General features: G+C 73.8%; 17 protein-coding genes. 9 read left to right on the forward strand and 8 right to left on the reverse strand.

Annotated features, from left to right (window positions below; translation table 11 throughout):
* Positions 1–108 precede the first annotated feature (108 nt).
* The 3 genes from AOJ26_RS36365 to hutU all read right to left on the reverse strand — a co-directional run bounded on the left by AOJ26_RS36365 (position 109) and on the right by hutU (position 4,475).
* Positions 109–1,470 (reverse strand): formimidoylglutamate deiminase, encoded by a 1,362-nt coding sequence (locus AOJ26_RS36365; protein ID WP_053852624.1) that lies wholly within the window; start codon positions 1,468–1,470, stop codon positions 109–111.
* On the reverse strand, positions 1,467–2,669 hold the full coding sequence (locus tag AOJ26_RS36370) for an allantoate amidohydrolase (RefSeq protein ID WP_086724552.1): 1,203 nt from the start codon (positions 2,667–2,669) through the stop codon (positions 1,467–1,469). The genes AOJ26_RS36365 and AOJ26_RS36370 overlap by 4 nt, the downstream gene beginning before the upstream one ends.
* 141 nt (positions 2,670–2,810) lie before the next feature.
* A complete protein-coding gene (gene hutU / locus AOJ26_RS36375) occupies positions 2,811–4,475 on the reverse strand; it encodes a urocanate hydratase (protein WP_053852626.1) in 1,665 nt (554 codons plus the stop codon).
* 123 nt (positions 4,476–4,598) lie between these two features.
* On the opposite strand from hutU, the gene AOJ26_RS36380 reads away from it, so the two are divergent.
* From AOJ26_RS36380 to AOJ26_RS36400, 5 genes are all read left to right on the forward strand, one after another.
* Complete coding sequence (locus AOJ26_RS36380; protein ID WP_053852627.1) at positions 4,599–6,005, forward strand: diaminopimelate decarboxylase; 1,407 nt, start codon at positions 4,599–4,601, stop codon at positions 6,003–6,005.
* Positions 6,006–6,174: 169 nt separating this feature from the next.
* On the forward strand, positions 6,175–6,618 hold the full coding sequence (locus AOJ26_RS36385; protein WP_053852628.1) for a hypothetical protein: 444 nt from the start codon (positions 6,175–6,177) through the stop codon (positions 6,616–6,618).
* Positions 6,615–7,580, forward strand: a complete 966-nt coding sequence (locus AOJ26_RS36390; RefSeq protein WP_053852629.1) for a hypothetical protein — start codon at positions 6,615–6,617, stop codon at positions 7,578–7,580. Before AOJ26_RS36385 ends, AOJ26_RS36390 begins: the two co-directional genes overlap by 4 nt.
* A 34-nt stretch (positions 7,581–7,614) precedes the next feature.
* Positions 7,615–8,163: a roadblock/LC7 domain-containing protein gene (locus tag AOJ26_RS36395; protein WP_053852630.1), complete on the forward strand. Its 549-nt coding sequence runs from the start codon at positions 7,615–7,617 to the stop codon at positions 8,161–8,163.
* Between the two features lie 20 nt (positions 8,164–8,183).
* Positions 8,184–8,558: a hypothetical protein gene (locus AOJ26_RS36400; protein WP_053852631.1), complete on the forward strand. Its 375-nt coding sequence runs from the start codon at positions 8,184–8,186 to the stop codon at positions 8,556–8,558.
* A 16-nt stretch (positions 8,559–8,574) separates the two neighbouring features.
* Here the strand turns inward: AOJ26_RS36400 and AOJ26_RS36405 are convergent, their stop codons facing one another.
* From AOJ26_RS36405 to AOJ26_RS36415, 3 genes are all read right to left on the reverse strand, one after another.
* On the reverse strand, positions 8,575–9,168 hold the full coding sequence (locus AOJ26_RS36405; protein WP_053852632.1) for a hypothetical protein: 594 nt from the start codon (positions 9,166–9,168) through the stop codon (positions 8,575–8,577).
* Between the two features lie 102 nt (positions 9,169–9,270).
* Positions 9,271–10,122, reverse strand: a complete 852-nt coding sequence (locus AOJ26_RS36410) for a MurR/RpiR family transcriptional regulator (protein WP_373413196.1) — start codon at positions 10,120–10,122, stop codon at positions 9,271–9,273.
* Positions 10,123–10,127: 5 nt separating this feature from the next.
* Positions 10,128–11,675: an aromatic amino acid ammonia-lyase gene (locus AOJ26_RS36415; RefSeq protein ID WP_053852634.1), complete on the reverse strand. Its 1,548-nt coding sequence runs from the start codon at positions 11,673–11,675 to the stop codon at positions 10,128–10,130.
* 187 nt (positions 11,676–11,862) lie between these two features.
* Between AOJ26_RS36415 and AOJ26_RS36420 the strand changes: the two genes are divergently transcribed.
* Together AOJ26_RS36420 and AOJ26_RS36425 are read left to right on the forward strand one after the other, a co-directional pair.
* The gene (locus tag AOJ26_RS36420) at positions 11,863–12,402 is read left to right on the forward strand and encodes a methyltransferase (RefSeq protein WP_053852635.1); all 540 of its coding nucleotides are present in this window, start codon (positions 11,863–11,865) and stop codon (positions 12,400–12,402) included.
* Between the two features lie 213 nt (positions 12,403–12,615).
* Complete coding sequence (locus AOJ26_RS36425) at positions 12,616–13,047, forward strand: hypothetical protein (RefSeq protein WP_053852636.1); 432 nt, start codon at positions 12,616–12,618, stop codon at positions 13,045–13,047.
* Positions 13,048–13,055: 8 nt separating this feature from the next.
* On the opposite strand, the gene AOJ26_RS36430 is transcribed toward AOJ26_RS36425, so the two are convergent.
* Complete coding sequence (locus AOJ26_RS36430) at positions 13,056–13,820, reverse strand: SDR family oxidoreductase (RefSeq protein ID WP_053852637.1); 765 nt, start codon at positions 13,818–13,820, stop codon at positions 13,056–13,058.
* A 151-nt stretch (positions 13,821–13,971) separates the two neighbouring features.
* Here AOJ26_RS36430 and AOJ26_RS36435 point away from each other — a divergent pair, with 151 nt between their 5' ends.
* A complete protein-coding gene (locus AOJ26_RS36435; RefSeq protein ID WP_053852638.1) occupies positions 13,972–14,826 on the forward strand; it encodes a helix-turn-helix transcriptional regulator in 855 nt (284 codons plus the stop codon).
* A 338-nt stretch (positions 14,827–15,164) separates the two neighbouring features.
* Here AOJ26_RS36435 and AOJ26_RS36440 read toward each other — a convergent pair whose 3' ends face one another.
* Entirely contained in the window at positions 15,165–16,553 is a 1,389-nt protein-coding gene (locus AOJ26_RS36440) for a cystathionine beta-synthase (RefSeq protein WP_053852639.1), read from the reverse strand.
* Positions 16,554–16,714: 161 nt separating this feature from the next.
* Between AOJ26_RS36440 and AOJ26_RS36445 the strand changes: the two genes are divergently transcribed.
* Positions 16,715–17,746, forward strand: a complete 1,032-nt coding sequence (locus tag AOJ26_RS36445; RefSeq protein WP_053852640.1) for an SGNH/GDSL hydrolase family protein — start codon at positions 16,715–16,717, stop codon at positions 17,744–17,746.
* The last annotated feature ends 364 nt before the right edge of the window (positions 17,747–18,110 follow it).

Below are 18,110 nucleotides of genomic sequence, written 5' to 3' on the forward strand. Positions count from 1 at the left end.
CGCCGAGCGGCTCCTCGTGGCAGACCTCGGCAACGGACTGCCGCAGCGGTCGCCGGGTCGGCCAGCGGCGCCGTCCGCGGAAAAACCGTGGCAGCGGGCTGCCCGGGGTCATCCGTGCAGTGCGGCGACGGCTTCCGCGAGGGCTTGCGGCACGTCCGGGACCAGCGCGTGGACCCCGTCGCGCACCACGTGCCGACCTGCCACGACCGTGTGCGACACGTCCGCTGCCGACGCGGCGAATACGGCCGTCTCGGCCCCGAGCCGCGGAGGCGGCCCTGCCGTCCTGACCGAGTCGAGCCTGATGGTGGTGAAGTCGGCGAGCGCGCCGGGCTCCAGGGTGCCCGCGCCGTCCCAGCCGAGGGCCGCGTGGCCGTCGGCCGAGGCCGCCCGCAGGAGGGCCGCCGCCGTCCAGTGACCGCGGGTGCGGGTGCGCAGGCGCTCGTCGAGCTCCATCGCGCGGGCCTCTTCGAGCAGGTCGATGACGGCGTGGCTGTCGGAGCCGAGGCAGAGCGGTGAGCCCGCCCTCTGGAGGGCCACCGCGGGTCCGATGCCGTCGGCGAGGTCCCGCTCGGTCGTCGGGCACATGCAGGTGCCGGTGCCGCTGCCGCCGATCAGCGCGATGTCCTCGTCGGTGAGGTGGGTGTTGTGGACACCGGTGGTGCGCGGCCCGAGGACACCGTGCTCGGCGAGCAGCCGGGCCGGCGTGCAGCCGTGGGCCTCGCGGCAGGCGTCGTTCTCGGCGGTCTGCTCGGACAGGTGGACGTGCAGCGGGGCCCGCCGCTGTTCGGCCCAGCGCGCCACGGTCGCCAACTGGTCGGCGGGCACGGCCCGTACGGAGTGGATCGCCGCCCCGATCCTCGCGTGGTCCCGGTCCTTGAGAACTGAACAGCGTTCGGCCCAGGCGTCCGCGCTGCCGTCGGAGAAGCGGAGCTGGTGGCTGGTGGGCGGCTGTCCGAAGCCGGAGGAGAGATAGGCGGTGTCGAGGAGGGTGATGCGGATGCCGGCGTCGGCGGCGGCCTCGATCAGCGCCTCGCCCATGGCGTTGGGGTCGGCGTAGGGGGTGCCGCCGGGGGCGTGGTGCAGGTAGTGGAACTCACCGACCGCCGTGATGCCCGCCAGCGCCATCTCCGCGTACACGGCCCGGGCGAGGGCGCGGTAGGTGTCCGGGGTGAGCCGGCCGGCGGTGGCGTACATGACCTCGCGCCAGGTCCAGAAGGTTCCGGAGCCGACCTGGACGGTGGAGCGCAGGGCCCGGTGGAAGGCGTGCGAGTGGGCGTTCGCCAGCCCGGGCAGGGTCAGTCCGCGCAGGATCTCGGCGCCGGGGGGCGGGGTGTCGGTGCCGGTGCGGACGGCGGTGACGCGGCCGTCCGCCCCCGCGGCGGAGCCGCTGGTCGACACCGTCAGTGCCACGCCCGGCTCGACGTGGGTGCCGAGCCAGGCGTGCTCCAGCCAGTAGGTCTTCGCTGTCACCTGCAGGCCAGTCCTTCCAGTACGTCGGCGAGCGCGAGGACCCCGGCCACGCAGTCGTCCTCGGCGGCGGACTCCGCCGGGGAGTGCGAGACGCCGGTGGGGTTGCGCACGAACAGCATGGCGGTCGGGATGTGCCCGGAGAGGATCCCGGCGTCGTGTCCGGCGCCGGTTCCCAGGACGGGCACCTTCAGGTCGGTGCGGGTGCCCAGGATGCGGGCGAGTTCGTCGCGCAGGGCGTGGTCGAACTCGACGACGGGGGTGAAGGACTCCCGGACCACGTCGAGGTCGATGCCGTGCGCCCGCGCGTACTCCCTGGCCGCCTTCTCGACACCGCCGACCACCTGGTCGAGGCTTTCCTGGTCGGCGGCGCGGGAGTCGAGCCAGCCGCGCACCAGGGAGGGGATGGCGTTGACGCCGTTCGGCTCCACGGAGATCTTGCCGAAGGTGGCGACCGCACCGGCGAGTTCGGCCTCGCGGCGGGCGGCGAGCACGGTCTCGGCGTACGACAGCATGGGGTCGCGCCGGTCCGCGAGCCGGGTGGTGCCGGCGTGGTTGGCCTCGCCGCGGAAGTCGAACCGCCAGCGGCCGTGCGGCCAGATGGCACTGGCGATGCCGATCCGGTCGCCGGACAGGTCCAGCGCCCGGCCCTGCTCGACGTGCAGTTCGACGAAGGCGCCGATGCGGGCGAGCCGTTCCGGGTCGGCGCCGATGCCGTCGGGGTCGTACCCCGCCGCCTCCATGGCCTCCGGCAGGCTGACCCCGTCCCCGTCGGTCAGCAGGTGCGCCTGCTCGGTGGTGAGCGCGCCCGCGGTGAGCCGGGACCCGACACAGGCGAGCCCGAAGCGGGCGCCCTCCTCGTCGCCGAAGTTGACGAGGGCGAGGGGTTTGGTGAACTCGGCCTGACGTGACCGGAGTTCGTCGAGGGCGGCGAAGGAGGACACGACTCCGAGGGGGCCGTCGAAGGCGCCTCCGTCGGGGACGGAGTCGAGGTGCGAGCCGGTGACGACGGCGTCCCCCCGGGCGGGGTCGCCGAGCCAGGCCCACTGGTTGCCGTTGCGGTCGACCTCGTAGGTCAGTCCGCGGTTCTCGGCCTGCTCCCTGAACCACGCCCGGCACTCACTGTCGGCCCCGGTCCACGCGAACCGGCGGTAGCCGTGCGAGCCGGGGTGCCGGCCGACGGGAAGCAGCTCGCGCCACATCTCGTGGAGGAGGATGCCCGGGCCGTGCGCCCTCCTGCCCCGCACCCGGCTCGGGCCGTCCGTCCTCCTGAGCCGCGCCCGGCCCCGGGCCCGCGGACGGCGTCGGGTCCGCCGCCCGCACCGGGGAGTTGCCGCGCTGCCTCACGCCGAGTCACCCTCGCGCATCGGGACCCGCACGCCCCGCTCGTCGGCGACGGCCTCCGCGATGTCGTACCCGGCGTCCACGTGACGGATGACGCCCATGCCGGGGTCGTTCGTCAGCACGCGTCGGACCTTCTCGCCGCCCAGTCGCGTGCCGTCGGCCACCGTCACCTGTCCGGCGTGGATGGACCGCCCCATGCCGACGCCGCCGCCGTGGTGGAGGGAGACCCAGGAGGCGCCCGAGGCCACGTTGACCATCGCGTTCAGCAACGGCCAGTCGGCGATCGCGTCGGACCCGTCGAGCATGCCCTCGGTCTCCCGGTAGGGGGAGGCGACGGACCCGGCGTCCAGGTGGTCCCGCCCGATCGCCAGCGGTGCCGCCAGCTCCCCGCTCGCCACCATGTCGTTGAAGCGCTCACCGGCCTTGTCGCGCTCGCCGTAGCCGAGCCAGCAGATGCGCGCGGGCAGGCCCTGGAAGTGGACCCGTTCCCCGGCCATCCTGATCCAGCGGGCGAGGGACTCGTTCTCGGGGAACAGGTCGAGGATCGCCTTGTCGGTCTTGGCGATGTCGGACGCCTCGCCCGACAGCGCGGCCCAGCGGAAGGGGCCCTTGCCCTCGCAGAACAGGGGGCGGATGTAGGCGGGGACGAACCCGGGGAAGGCGAACGCCCGGTCGTAGCCGGCGAGTCGGGCCTCGCCGCGGATCGAGTTGCCGTAGTCGAAGACCTCGGCGCCGGCGTCCATGAAGCCGACCATGGCCTCGACGTGCCGGGCCATCGACTCACGGGCGCGCGTGGTGAAGCCGGCGGGGTCCTTGGCCGCCGCGTCCGCCATGTCCTCGAAGGCCATGCCGGCCGGCAGGTACGCCAGCGGGTCGTGCGCCGAGGTCTGGTCGGTGACGATGTCGATGGGCGCGCCTTCGGCGAGCATGCGCGGCAGCAGCTCGGCGGCGTTGCCCAGCAGGCCGATGGAGAGCGGGCGGCGGGCGTCACGGGCCTCGACGGCGAGCTGGAGGGCGTGTTCCAGGCTGTCGGCCCGCACGTCCAGGTAGCGGTGCTCGATGCGCCGCTCGATGGCGCGGGGGTCGCAGTCGACGCAGATCGCCACGCCGTCGTTCATGGTGACCGCGAGGGGCTGGGCGCCGCCCATGCCGCCGAGGCCCGCGGTGAGGGTGATCGTCCCGGCGAGGGTGCCGCCGAACTTCTTCGCGGCGACGGCCGAGAAGGTCTCGTAGGTGCCCTGGAGGATGCCCTGGGTGCCGATGTAGATCCAGGAGCCGGCGGTCATCTGGCCGTACATGGTCAGGCCGAGGGCCTCCAGGCGGCGGAACTCCTCCCAGTTGGCCCAGTCGCCGACGAGGTTGGAGTTGGCGATCAGGACGCGCGGCGCCCACTCGTGGGTCTGCATGACGCCGACGGGGCGACCGGACTGCACCAGCATGGTCTCGTCCTGCTTGAGGGTGCGCAGGGTGCGGACCATGGCGTCGAAGGAGCGCCAGTCACGGGCGGCCTTGCCGGTGCCGCCGTAGACGACGAGCTTGTCGGGGTGCTCGGCGACCTCGGGGTCCAGGTTGTTCTGCAGCATCCGCAGGGCGGCTTCCTGCTGCCATCCCAGGGCGCTCAGTTCCGTACCGCGCGGCGCTCGGACGGGGCGGGGTCCTGACATGGTCTGCCTCCTGCGGCTCTGCTGCGGATTGTTGCCGTCGATATTCACATCCTGGCTTCCTGAATAGAACTAGTCAATACGTTCTCGCGTCAGCCTCGACAGGGCAGGAATGTTTCGCTGGACATGCGAGACGCGGACGAGGACAGGACGGCAGACGTGGTGGACGAGTACGGCAACACCGGCGAGGAGCGGGCCGCCCGCCGGGACGAGGCGGTCCGCGCGGCCGTGGAGCAGGGCCTGCTGGGGCCGGACTCCCCCATAGTGGGGCTGCTCGACGTCACCGGCATCCGGGAGTCGGCGGCGGAGCTCCGCGCGGCCTTCGACGAGGTCACCGCGCCGGGCACGCCGGTGCTGCACGCCTTCGCGGTGAAGGCGAGCCCGCTGGTACCGGTGCTGCGGCTGCTGCGCGAGGAGGGCATCGGCGCGGAGGTGGCGAGCCCGGGCGAACTCGCGCTGGCGCGGGCGGCGGGCCTGTCGCCGGCCATGACGGTCCTGGACTCGCCCGCCAAGACCCCGGCCGAGCTCCGGGAGGCGCTGGCGCTGGGGATCGCCGTCAACGCGGACAACCCGCAGGAGCTGGACCGCCTGGACGGCCTCATGCGGTCGGCCGTGAGCCGCTCCCCGCTCGGCATCCGGGTCAACCCGCAGGTCGGCGGCGGCACCATCGGGGCGACCTCCACGGCCACGGCGACCTCCAAGTTCGGGGTGGCGCTGCGGGACGAGGGGGCGCGCGAGTGGGTGGTGCGGGCCTACCTCGACCGGCCGTGGCTGTCCCGGCTGCACGCCCACACCGGCTCGCAGGGCATCCCGCTCTCCCTGATGACCCAGGGGGTCGCGGAGACCTACGCGCTGGCCGAGGAGATCAACCGGCGCATCGGGCGGCCGCAGATCGACACGATCGACATCGGCGGCGGGCTGCCGGTGAACTTCGCCTCGGACGCGACGACACCGACGTACGGCGCGTACGCGCGGGCGCTCAGGGAGGCGGTGCCGGGGCTGTTCGACGGGCGGTACGGGCTGGTCACCGAGTTCGGCCGGTCGCTGCTGGCCAAGCACGGCACCGTCGTGGCCCGGGTGGAGTACGCCAAGACGGCGGGCGGGCGGCGGGTCGCGGTGACGCACGCGGGCGTGCAGGTGGCGACGCGGACGGTGTACGCACCGGGGTCGTGGCCGCTGCGGATCGCGGTGTACGACGGCAAGGGACGGCCCAAGAGCGGGCCCGAGGTGGTGCAGGACGTGGCGGGTCCGGCCTGCTTCTCGGGCGACCTGCTCGCCGAGGGGCGCGCGCTGCCGCCGCTCGACCAGGGCGACTACGCGGCGGCGCTGGACACCGGCGCGTACTACTTCGCACACCACTACGCCTACAACTCGCTGGCCCGGCCGGGCATCTACGGTTTCGCCCCCGCTCCGGCCGGGGGCGTCCGCTTCGCCACCGTGCGGGACCCCCAGACGCTCGCCTCGATCGTGGCCGAATCCGGAGGGGCGCACGCCGGTGCGCTCACCACCCTGCACACACCCGGGAGCCGTTGACACGCCCCGGCGCATCCGTCGATCAATGAGCCCGTGAACAAGGCAAGTTAACCCACTCTAGCCACCTGGAGCATGTTCCACCGGAAAATGCCAGATCCCTCACTCCTCGCGCACACGTTGCGTAGTTTCGGCGTCACTCAGCCGAACCCCAGGCGGGAGGGGAGCCACGGTGCAGGGAATCGACGAGTGCCTGCTGGAAGCCATGCGACTGCCGGGCGCGCGGGGGGCCGCCCTGGTCGACTGGACGAGCGGGCTGGCCCTGGGCGCCGTGGGGGAATCCCCCGGCGGCGACCAGGAGGCGGCCGCCGCGGAGGCCGCCGAGCTCGCCCGGCTCGCCGCCGAGCAGCGCGCCTTCGCCTCCGCGGGCTCCGAAGCGGCCGGGCCCGCCGACGGCCTCGGCGACTCCCCGGCAGGGCCCGCCGGGGACGGGACCGAGCCGCCGGTCGAGGACCTCATCCTCAGCAACCGGGACAGCTACCACGTGCTGCGGTTCGTGCCGACGTCCTTCGACAGCAGCGTCTTCCTGCACCTGTGGCTGACCCGCGCGGAGGGCAACCTCGCGCTGGCCCGGATCCGGCTCGGTGAGATGGCCGGACGGCTGGAGCTCGGATGACGACGGTGCGCACCACGCCCGCCACCCCACCGCCCCGGCTGCCGGTGCGCGACAAGGCGGCCGCCCTGGGGCGCGGCTGGGGCGGTGTCTCGCCGATGCTGACCCGGCTGGCCGCCGAGCGGGCCACCGGCGTCCTGGTGCGCGAGCGCGGCACCCTGCACCTGGCCGACGGCCAGGTGGTGCATGCCGAGAGCCCGGACGCCCCCGGCGCCGACGTCCTCCTCGCCGCCCACGGCACGCTGGACGCCGACGTCTGGCGGCAGGCCCTGGCCGAGAGCGTCGCGAGCACCGGGGGCGCCGGCACCGGGGCCCGCCGCCTCACCGGCGCCGAGGCCGTGCACCGGGCGGGCCGCCGGCTGGTCGCGGGCGGGCTGCTCACCCCCGGCGCCCTGGAGATGTGCCGGCTGACCGCGCTGTACGACGCGGCGTACTTCGCCCTCGCCCCGAGCAGCACCCCGGGCCGCTTCCGCTACGGCGGCGAGGACGGCCCCGACGAACCCGGCGGCCTGTCGTCCCGGGAACCCGAGGGCACCCCCGGCGTCCCGCGCCCCGTGCCGGTCGCCGACCTGGAGCGCGAGACCCTGCGCCGCCGGGACCTGCTGCACCGGATCTGGCCGGACGCCCTGCCGGACGAGGTGCCGCTGACCCGGGAGCACCGTCCCGCGGCCCCCTCGCTCCCGGCCCGGCGGCAGGCGGTGCTGGCCCGCGTGGACGGCGTCCGCACGGCGTCGGAGATCGCCCGCGAGCTGGGCCGCCCGGCCTTCCACACCCTGGTGGACGTACGGCGGCTGGTGGCGGCCGGGGTGGTCTCGCCCTGCCCGCCGCCGTCGTTCACCGAGCCCGAGCCGCTGCCCGTGCCGCTGCCCGTGCCCGGTCCGCCGGGCGCCGGTCTCCCCGTCGAGCCCGTCGATCCCCACATCACCTTGCTGAAGAGGCTCAGGGATGCGCTGGAGGCCCTTTGAACGGCAGCGGATCCGCGCCGAGAGGAGAGACCTGATGGCAGCGGTTCAGGACGCGATCCTGGAGGAGCTGCGCCGGCTCAGAGCCCGGGTGCCGCAACTCACCGGCGCCCTCGCGGCCGACACCGACGGCCTCGTCCTGGCCCAGGACACCCCGGGCGTCGATCCGCAGACCGTGGCCGCGCTCACCGGCACCACCCGGGCGTACGCCGCCCAGCTCGCCGACGAGACCGGCCAGGGGGACCTGCGCGAACTGCTCGTGCGGGGCGTGTACGGCTACGTCGCCACGTACGCGGCGGGCGCCGGGGCCGTCGTCACGCTGCTCGCACAGGACCGGGTGAACGTCGGCCGCCTCCACCTGGAGGGCCGTCGGGCGGGCGCCCGGATCGCGGAGCTCGTCGACACCGCGGCCACCGCGACCACCTCGGCCACCGAGCCCACCGAGCCCACCGAAGCCCTCACGAAGGCGCCCGCGAAGCCCGCTCCGGCCCGTGCCAGAGCGGCCCGCACGTCCCGGGCCAAGCCCGTGGACACCCGCGCCGCGGCCACCGCACCGACGGCGGCCCGCACCACCACCGAAAGTTAGACAACCGAGGAGACACAGTCATGGCCAACACCGAAACCGCGCTCAAGGAGGCCCTCGCCTCCATCGAGGGCGCCACCGGCGTGGCGCTCGTCGACTACACCAGCGGCATGGCGCTCGGCACCATGGGCGGCAGCAAGGGCTTCGACCTGAACGTGGCCGCCGCCGGCAACACCGACGTGGTCCGCGCGAAGATGCGCACGATGGAGCACCTCGGCCTCAAGGGCCAGATCGAGGACATCCTGATCACCCTGTCCGACCAGTACCACCTGATCCGCCTGATCAGCGGACGCGGGGGCAACGGCCTCTTCCTCTACCTGGTCCTGGACGCCAAGCGGTCCAACCTCGCGATGGCCCGCCACCAGCTGCGGGCCATCGAAGCCGACCTGGAGGTGTGACCCGGGAGCACCGGAACTAGACGAGTGCCGCGGTGCGGCGGCGCGCTCCTCCCGGGGCCGCGTCGCCCGCCGCGACACCCGTGCTGCGGTACGCCTTGACCGCCCTGCCGGCCGGGCGTCCGCCGTTCCCGGCGAGCCAGTCGACCCGCACCCACAGCAGCACGTCCTCGGCCCGCTCCAGCCGCCCGAGCCAGGCGGCCTTCAGCCACAGGCCGGCAGCGCACCCGGCGAGCAGCATGCCGCCCGCGACGGGCACCGCGAACGAACTCAGCAGCGCGACCAGCCAGGCCAGCAGCAGCCACCAGCGGTGCCCGCGACGCCAGTTGCGCACACTGACCGCCCGGTCCTGGAGCACGTCGTGCTTCCCCGCGCGCGCGGCCGCCCGCCCCAGCGTCGCGTACCGCTTGCGGCGGCTGTACGCCACCACGGCGACCGCCACGACGAACAGCGCCGCGCCCGCCATCACCCCGATCCGGCGCCCGGTCAGCCCCGGGATCAGCAGTCCGACCGCCGCCGCGAACACCCCGAGCCACCACAGGGGTGCGGCGCCGGCGCGCACCACGACGGCCACCCGGGCCAGCCCCTGAGCTCTGCGATCTGCGCGTGCCATGTCCCGCCTCCTCGTCGTCCTGGCACTGTCCTGCCGGTCGGGGAGGGTAGCGGGCGAATGTGAGACCAGTCTGAAAAAGGCGCCCTACGCCACGAAGGCGCCCTACTCCACGAAGAGTCCGCGGGCCGCGGCCCGCGCGTCGAACTCCTCCAGGCGGGCCTGCGCGTCCGGCAGGTCGTCACACATCGCCTCCAGCAGCACCCGGCCGAGCAGCATCGGCGCGCAGGCGGTGTCGAAGGCGAGGCCGGTGCCGACGGCGGCGGGCAGCAGCAGGTCGGAGACCTTGGCGACCGGGGCGAAGGCGGAGTCGGCGACCGTGACGACGCTCAGGCCCGCCTCCCTGGCGTAGGCGAGGGTGTCGACGACCTCGCGGGGGTGCCGGGGCAGCGCGAAGCACAGCAGGGTGGAGGCCCCCGCGCGGACGGCGGCGTCGATCCGGTCGTGGATCATCGTGCCGCCCTCGTGGAGCAGCCGTACGTCCGGATGGACCTTGGCGGCGAAGTAGGCGAAGCCGTACGCCTGGGAGGCCGCGGCCCGCAGCCCGAGCACCGGCAGCGGGCGGGAGGCGGCGAGCAGCCGGCCCGCCTTCTGCACCGGGCGCGGGTCGGCGAGGGCCTCCGACAGGTGCCTGAGGTTCTCGATCTCCGCCTCGACGGCCTGCTGGTACTCGTTGTACGACGCGGAGGCGGCCGTCTGCTCGGCGGGCGCGACCTCCCGCAGGTGCCGGCGCAGGGCGGGGTAGCCGTCGAAGCCGAGGGCGACGGCGAAGCGGGTGACGGAGGGCTGGCTGACCCCGGCCAGCTCGGCGAGCTCCACGCTGGACAGGAACGGCACGTCGGCGGCGCGCCGCACCATGCTGTGCGCGATGCGCCGCTGGGTCGGTGTGAGCCGGTGCCCCTCGAACAGTGTCTGAAGCCGTCCCGCGGGAGTGTCCGCCCCGCCCGCCACGCCCATGTCGCTCATGCCTCGCTCCCCCTCCAGATGTCCGTGAACCGGTCGAGCAGCGCGGCCGCGGCCGTCACGTCGCCCGTGAGCGGCCGGTCGGCCGGGTCCGCCGCCAGCACCGCCTCGGCGAGTTCCAGCGCGCGGCCCACCGGGAGCCCGGGGTCGGGCCGGAGGTCGCGCTGGCGCAGCGCCCGGACGGCGGCGACGAGTTCGCAGCCGACGACGAGACGGTACGCGCCGCACGCGCGCAGTGTCTGACGGGCGGCGAGCGAGGCGAAGCTGGCCTGTTCCTCGACGCCCCGGGAGAGTACAGCGTGGCCGAGCGAGGCGGGCGCGGAGAAGGCCCGCAGGTCGCCGAGGGCGGCACCGGCGGCGTACTCCAGGATCATCACGCCGGAGGAGGCGGGCTCATGGTCGGCGAGGAAGGGTCTGAGGCGGGTGAAGGCGGGCTCGTTGAGCGTGGAGAGCCGGGACGTGGACAGGCGGGCGACCTGGGTGAGGGCGAGCCTGAAGTGGTCCAGCGCGAGGGCGAGTTGGGCCTGGTAGAAGCCGCCGTGGTGGTAGGCGGCCATGTCCTCGGGGGAGATGAGGGGGTTCTCGGCGGCCGCGTTGATCTCGATGACGAGGACTTCCTCCAGGGCGTCGGCGGCGTCCTGGGCGGGTCCGTGGATCTGGGGCAGGCAGCGGAAGCCGTACGGGTCCTGGATGCGGCCGAGCGGCGGGGTGGGCCGGTCCTCCGCCCCGATCAACTCCCGCATCCGCCGCGCCACTTCGGCGGAGCCGCGGTGCGGGCGGGCCGCGTGCACGGGAGCGGCGTACGCCTCGTGCGACCCGTCCACGGCCAGCAGTGACAGCGCCCCGACGACCTGCGTGGCCTCGACCAGCCCGCGCAGTTCGTGCAGGGCGAGGGCGGCCTGCCCGAGCGTGAGGGCGTTGCTGCTGATGAAGGCGAGCGCGTCGTTGTTGTCGAGGGGCTGGGGCTCGGGGGCACCCTCGCCGGAGCGCACCCCGGCGTCGTCGTCCGGCCCCCGCCAGGGATGCTCGCCCGCCAGGGCCAGTCCCGCCTGGGCCAGCGCCGCGATGTCCCCCGTCCCCACCGAACCGAACTCGTTGACGACCGGGTGGACGCCGCTCTCCAGGGCCTCGCACAGGGCCGTGACGACGGTGGGCCGCAGTCCCGCGCCGCCCGCCAGGAGCTGGTTGGCCCGTACCGCGAGCATCGCGCGGACCTGCCGGGCGGGGAGTTCCTCGCCGATCGCGCCGGCGTGGCTGCGCAGCAGTCGCAGACCGTGCTCGGCCGCCGCCTCGGTGGGCACGTCCTCGTTCCGGTTCGCGCCGACGCCGGTCGAGCGGCCGTAGACGCGGCCGGTCGCGGCGATCTGCCGGGCGGCGTCCCAGGACTCCGTCACCCGCTTCATCGCGTCGGTCCCGGGGACGGGTCGCGCGCTCCCGTCGGCGAGGCGGACGACGTCCGCGACACCGAGCCCGATCCCGTCCAGGACCACCAGACCGGTGTGCCCGACGGTGACGGGATCCGGCGCGTCCATGACCCGAGACGACATGTGGCTCGAACTCCCCTCAGCACGGACACCTGATCTTGCCCGGCGGTCGTCCGGTGCCTCGGACCGACGCCGAACCATTGACAACCTATTCAGCTACCGAGAACTGTGCATGACGTTATGCAGCCGGGCAAGGGACACCGGCCGGCCGGTCGACGAGCTGAAGCCCCTCCGTCGAAGCCCGTGCCTGGTGACACAGGGCGCCATCGCCGCCCTGTCCACGACCGACGTGTCCACCGTCGTCGACGTCGGCGGTTCGAACGGGGACTTCGTCCTGGCGCTGATGGAGGCCGACCCCGGACTGACGGGACAGGTCCTCGATCTCCCGCACGTCGTCGACGGCGCCCGCGCCGAGGCCGAGAAACGCGGTCTGTCCGGCCGGTTCTCCGCCGTGGCGGGCGACTTCTTCGAGGACGTCCCGCCGGCCGATCTCTACCTGCTGAAGACGATCCTGCACGACTGGGACGACGACCAGTGCACGGCCATCCTGCGCCGCTGCCGGTCCGCCGTGCACGAGGGGGGACGCGCGCTGGTCGTGGAGATGGTCATCGGCGAGCCCGGCCGACCCGACCTGGCCACCCTGTCGGACATGGCCATGCTCACCATGACCAACGGCATGGAACGCGACCTGGACGAGTTCGACGCCCTCTTCGCGGCGTCGGGCTGGCGCCGGTCGAAGACGTACCCGGTGGGCGCCGGCTACTTCGGGCTGGAGCTCGTCGCGGCCTGAGGAGCCGCACGGCCGACTCCGTCGCCGTGCGGGCGGGTCGTACCGACCCCCTTCTCCTCGCGGACTGCCCGCGCCGGCGGCATCGGCCCGCCGCCCGGGTACCAGGGCGCCCGCGGACCACGGCCCGGTCTGGGAAGGACCCCCGCCGCAACAGGGGGGCTAACCCCAGTGCAGCGTGCGTTCCCGCTGCCTACCGTGGGTCCCATGACCGGAATGGATGCGCGGGACCCCGAGCTCAAGAAGGAACTCGACGCCACCTTGCAGGCCCGCAGGGAACTGGGCGAGGAGTACGAGTCCGCGCTGGTCGACTCGTTCCTGGAGAAGGTCGACCAGCGGATCGACGGTGCCGTGGACCGCCGCCTGCGCCGGCAGCTCGCCGAGCAGCAGATGGTGACGGCCCGCGGCGCCCGCTCCCCCAAGCCCACCGACTCCTTCGGCGAGCGCTTCGGCTTCGGGATCGTCTCCCTGGTGCTGGCCATCCCGCTCTCCGCGATCGGCGGCGGCGTCGCCCACCTGCCCGGCCTGCTGGTCTCCTGGGTCGGCATCGTCGGCGTCAACGCCTTCCAGGCCCTCCGCCTCAACCCGGACCTCTTCCGGGGCCGCCGCGCGAAGCCGTCCTCCCAGAGCGGCGACTGGGAGGCCTGACCCGGCGCTCACACCTGCCCGGTCGGCAGCACCATGACCTGGCGCAGGTTGACGTGCCGGGGCCGGCTGGTGACGTAGGCGACGAGGTCGGCGACTTCCGCGGCCGCCAGTGCGCCCATCGCCTCGGCCATCCCGCCGACCTGCTCCCGCAGCCCGTCGTCCTCGATGTGCGTGGCCAGTTCGGACTCCGTCAGCCCCGGCTCGATGTTGGTGACCCGCACACCCTGCGGCCCGAACTCGTTCCTCAGCAGTGCCGACAGATGGGTGACCGCGGCCTTCGTCGCCCCGTACACGGCGTAGTTGGTGAAGCCGGTGATGTGCGCGCCGATGGACGAGACGTTCACCAGGTCCGCGCTGCGCCCCTGCGCCGCCGCCTCGTTCAGGTCCCCGGCGAAGGCGCCGATGATCCGCAGGACTCCGGTGACATTGGTGTCGATCATCCGCTGCCACTCGTCGACGCGGGCGTCCGCGATCGGGTTCGGCAGCATCACGCCCGCGTTGTTCACGATCAGGTCGACGTTCCCGTAGGCGGCGTGGACGCTCTCCACGGCGGCGGCCACGGACGCGTCGTCGGTGACGTCGGCGACCACGGCCAGCGCCTGTCCGCCCTCGGCCCGGATCTTCCCGGCGACCGCCTCCAGCCGCTCCCCGCGCCGGGCGAGCAGCGCGACCCGCGCCCCCCGCTCGGCCAGCAGGACGGCCGTGGCCTCGCCGATGCCGCTCGCCGCCCCGGTGACGACGGCGGTACGCCCGGCCAGATTCTCGTACGACATCGATGTGCTCCTCGGTGGGATGCGGGCCGGGGCGACTCCCCGGCCTCGTCCACCACCCTGCGGCGTCCGGGCCGCCCTACCCAGGGATGCGCTTTTCCTGGGTCTGCCAGTACCAGGTTCGGCACCCGCCGCCTCGCCTACGATCGAACCCATGGACGGGGACCTCGGAGATTTCCTGCGCTCGCGCCGCGCCCGCATCCGGCCCGAGGAGGTGGGGCTGCCCTCGCACGGGCGGCGCCGCGTGCCGGGCCTGCGCCGGGAGGAGGTGGCGCAGTTGGCCGGAGTGAGCGTCGACTACTACATCCGGCTGGAGCAGGGCAGAGGACCCGGCGGCCCCTCCCGGACCAAGTCCGGCGGAGTGTCCGACGCCGTCCTGGACGCCGTCGCGCGCGTGCTGCGCCTGGACGAGACCGAACGCGCGTACCTCCACGCGGTGGCCCGCCCCCGCAGACAGGCCCGGCGCCCGGACCGGCCCCGCGTCCGCCCGGCCGTCCAGCTCATGATCGACGCCATGGACCGCAGCCCGGCCTTCGTCCTGGACCGCCGGATGACCGTCCTGGCCTGGAACCCCGTGGCCGACGCGGTGTTCGGCTACAGCCGCTCGACGGACGCGGCACGCAGCATCCCGCGGTACGTCTTCCTCGACCCCGCCGCCCGTGACTTCTACCCGGAGTGGCCGGCGGTAGCCGCCCAGAGCGTGGCCCATCTGCGCATCCTGGCCGCCCACCACCAGGACGACCGCGAACTGACCTCGCTCGTCGGTGAACTCTCCCTCAAGAGCGAGGACTTCCGCCGCCTGTGGGCCGACCACCAGGTCAAGGAGTGCGCCTACGGGGTGAAGCGGCTCCAGCACCCGGTGGCGGGCCTGCTCGTCTTCCCGTACGAGACCCTCACCGTCCCGGGGGACGGCGACCAGAGCCTGCTCGTCTACACCCCGGAACCGGGCTCGGAGACGGAGGAGCGGCTGGCACTGCTGGGCAGCTGGGCATCGAGCCCCACCCGCTGAGACCACCCGCACAAAGGGATATCGCGGGGACCGCCGCACCCCCGTGAACGGGGGGCGGGACGACGGCGGTCCCCGCGAGGGACGTCGACCGGGTCAGGCCAGGTCTCACGTCCGGCGTCCATGGAGGTCCGGGAGCCGCTCCGGAGGTCCTTGGACGTTCGGCGCCGGCCGGGGCGGGGAGCCGCTCCCGCCCTGCCGACACCCACCAATGTGCCGGACCCGTGTTAAGCGTGTGCTGCGCGGACGTGACACGCTCGTACCAGTTCCGCGAAGTCCACCCTTTCGGTAGGAAACCGCAAGTCCGGCGCCGGCACCCGGTGTTCACCGGACGTTTGCCGTCACTTCCCGCCCTTGGCGAGGAAGGCCAGCAGGTCCTGGCGGCTGATGACTCCGGTGGGCTTGCCCTCCACGAGGACGATCGCCGCGTCCGCCGCGCCGAGGACCGACATCAGGTCGCCGACCGGTTCACCGGAGCCGACCTGGGGCAGCGGGGCCGACATGTGCTTCTCCAGCGGGTCCTCCAGCGAGGCCCGCTTGGCGAACAGGGCGTCGAGCAGCTCGCGTTCGACGACCGAGCCGACGACCTCCGCGGCCATCACGTCCGGGTGACCCGCGCCCGGCTTGACGATCGGCATCTGCGAGACGCCGTACTCCCGCAGGACCTCGATGGCCTCGCCGACCGTCTCGTCCGGGTGCATGTGGACGAGGGAGGGGATGGCGCCATGCACCTTGTCGCTGAGGACGTCGGCGACGCGGGCGCTGGGGCCCTCGTCCTCCAGGAAGCCGTAGTCGGCCATCCACTCGTCGTTGAAGATCTTCGAGAGGTAGCCGCGTCCGCTGTCCGGGAGCAGGACCACCACGACGCCGTTCTCGTCCAGCCGCTCGGCGACCCTGAGGGCCGCGACGACGGCCATGCCGCAGGAACCGCCCACCAGGAGGCCCTCCTCCTTGGCGAGGCGGCGGGTCATCTGGAAGGAGTCCTTGTCGGAGACGGCGACGATCTCGTCGGCGACGGTCCGGTCGTAGGCGGTCGGCCAGAAGTCCTCACCGACGCCCTCGACCAGGTAGGGACGGCCGGAGCCGCCGGAGTAGACCGAGCCCTCCGGGTCGGCGCCGATGACCTTGACCTTGCCGTCGCTGGCGTCCTTCAGGTACCGGCCGGTGCCGGAGATGGTCCCGCCCGTGCCCACGCCCGCCACGAAGTGGGTGATCCTCCCCTCCGTCTGCTCCCACAGCTCGGGGCCGGTGGAGTGATAGTGCGAGAGCGGGTTGTTGGGGTTGGAGTACTGGTCGGGCTTCCACGCGCCGGGCGTCTCGCGCACCAGCCGGTCGGAGACGTTGTAGTACGAGTCCGGGTGCTCCGGGTCGACGGCGGTCGGGCAGACGACGACCTCGGCGCCGTACGCCCGCAGCACGTTGATCTTGTCCGTGGACACCTTGTCGGGGCACACGAAGATGCACTTGTACCCCTTCTGCTGCGCCACGATGGCGAGCCCCACCCCGGTGTTGCCGCTGGTCGGCTCGACGATCGTGCCCCCGGGCTTCAGCGCGCCGCTCTCCTCCGCCGCCTCGATCATGCGCAGGGCGATGCGGTCCTTCACGGAGCCGCCGGGGTTGAAGTACTCGACCTTGGCCAGGACGGTCGCCTTGATGCCCTTGGTCACGCTGTTGAGCCTCACCAGCGGGGTGTTGCCGACGAGGCTGATCATCGAGTCGTGGAATTGCACCGTTGTCTCCGGATGCTTGCAAAGAAGTGGTCCTAGTGGTCCAGCCAGCCTATGGCCTGATCGGGCGCCATGACGGTCGTTCACTCCCCGTTGGGATTGGGCCACGGTCCGTGCGGGGCAAGGAGTGGGTGTAGCGGGTACGACGGAGGTGGCGGCGACGTATGACGAGCATGTCGAGGGCGAGAACGGCCAGGCGGATCGCGGCCGGCGCGGCGTACGGCGGCGGCGGGATCGGTCTGGTCGGCGCGGCGGCCATGGGTCTGCTGCTGGCGGAGGTGCGGCTGGCCAGACGGCAGGTGGGCAACGGCACGGCGCCGCACGTCCCGCAGGCCGAGGGCCGGTACGGCCACGCGTACGCGGCCGCGGGCGAACCGCCCCTGCGTCTGACGATGCTGGGCGACTCCACGGCCGCCGGCCAGGGGGTGCACCGGGCGGGCCAGACACCGGGCGCGCTGCTGGCGTCGGGGCTGGCGGCGGTGGCGGAGCGCCCGGTGGAACTCCGTAACGTCGCCCTCCCCGGGGCCACCTCGGACGACCTGGACCGCCAGGTCGCGCTGACGCTGGCGGACCCCGAGCTGGTCCCCGACATCTGCGTGATCATGATCGGCGCGAACGACGTCACCCACCGGATGCCGGCCACGCGGTCGGTGCGCCACCTCTCCTCGGCGGTACGGCGGCTGCGCACGGCCGGTGCCGAGGTCGTCGTCGGCACCTGTCCCGACCTGGGCACGATCGAGCCGGTCCAGCAGCCGCTGCGGTGGCTGGCCCGCCGGGTCTCGCGCCAGCTGGCCGCCGCGCAGACGATCGGCGCGGTGGAGCAGGGCGGCCGTACGGTCTCCCTGGGCGACCTGCTGGGCCCGGAGTTCGAGGCGAACCCGCGCGAGCTGTTCGGGCCCGACAACTACCACCCCTCGGCGGAGGGCTACGCGACCGCGGCGATGGCGGTGCTGCCGACGGTGTGCGCGGCCCTGGGCCTGTGGCCGGCCGACGAGGACCGCCCGGACGCCTCCCGCCGCGAGGGCTTCCTGCCGGTGGCCCGCGCCGCGGCGGAGGCCGCCTCGGAGGCCGGCACGGAGGTCGCGGCGGCGATGCCGACGGGCCCGACGGGCCCCTGGGCCCTGCTCAAGCGGCGTCGCAGGCGGCGCGTCAAGGAAGCAGAGCCGTCGCCCACCAGCCCGACGGGCGCGCAGTGACAAGCACCGGGCCGGGCGCTTCCAGTGCGACGGGCGTGCGGTGGCGAGTGCCGGGCCGGGCGCTTCCAGCGCGACGGGCGTGCGGTGGCGAGTGCCGGGCCGGGCGCATCCAGCCCGACGGGCGGGCAGTGGCGAATGCCGGGTCGGGCGCATCCAGCCCGACAGGCGTGCGGTGGCGAATGCCGAGCCGGGCGCTGCCAGCCCGACGGGCGTGCAGTGGCAAGTGCCGGTCGGGGCATTCCCAGCCCGTCCGGCGTTTGAGGACGAGGCCCCTGGGCCGATGGGGGTCTGGGGGCGCAGCCCCCAGGGACGCCCGCCCCCACCGAACCGCACCGGCACCACGCACCGCCCACCGCCCCACCCC

This window comes from Streptomyces sp. NRRL B-24085, assembly GCF_001282115.1.
Taxonomy (GTDB): domain Bacteria; phylum Actinomycetota; class Actinomycetes; order Streptomycetales; family Streptomycetaceae; genus Streptomyces.